This window comes from Ideonella sp. P3_A4 (assembly GCF_056403075.1).
On record NZ_JBFUGE010001254.1, the window covers coordinates 1 to 765 of the forward strand.

A 765-nucleotide genomic window follows, 5' to 3' on the forward strand; every position below is an offset into this window, starting at 1 on the left:
TTGCATCACCTCCTGGTACGGCAAGGCCACGGCGCGCCAATAGCCGCCGACTGCTGTGTCGATGTACATCAGGTAGTGGCCGTTGAAGACGATCTGCTGCATGTCGACCTCGGCCCAGCGCACGCGCAGGCGGTCGAGGAAGCGAAAGTCGTTTCTTGTCATGGGTTTGTCTCCGGCATGTTCCAGGCACGGCGCAGCGCAGTGGCCGCCACACCCTGCGCAAGGCCCGCCTCCTTGATCGCGCGGCCGAGTTTGATGAAGTCGTGGGTGAGGCCACGGTACAGCTCCAGCTCGACCGGCACGCCAGCGGCGCGCAACTTGTCGGCATAGGCCAGGCCCTCGTCGACCAGTGGGTCACACTCGGCCAGCAACACGCAGGCAGGAGCCAGGTCGTCCAGATCGGGCGCATTCAGCGGGGCGAAGCGCCAATCGTTGCGGTCTTTGGCATCGATGTACTGGTCGAAGAACCAGGTGATGCCATCGGCTTCGAGCAGGAAGCCATTGGCAAACAGCTTGTGCGACGGCGTGTCGGCGTGGGCCGTGGTGCCTGGCGTGATCAGCAGTTGCAGCGCGAGCGGCAGATCGGCGTCGCGGGCCAGGATCGCGCAGACCGCAGCGAGTGTGCCGCCGGCGCTGTCGCCGCCGACGGCCAGGCGGGCGCCATCGAGCCCGAGTGTTGCACCGCCCTCACCGGCCAGCCAGCGCAACGCCGCGAACGCGTCATCGACCGCCGTCGGGAAGCGGTGCTCCGGCGCAAGCCTGTAT

The 765-nt window shown here is 66.8% G+C and carries 2 protein-coding genes; both read right to left on the minus strand.

The features are described from left to right. A partial coding sequence (locus AC1DYI_RS37395) for a hotdog family protein (RefSeq protein ID WP_477209108.1) occupies window positions 1-162 on the minus strand: 162 nt, incomplete at its 3' end. Next, on the minus strand, window positions 159-765 hold a 607-nt coding region (locus AC1DYI_RS37400), incomplete at its 5' end, for an alpha/beta hydrolase (protein WP_477209107.1). The genes AC1DYI_RS37395 and AC1DYI_RS37400, both read right to left, overlap by 4 nt.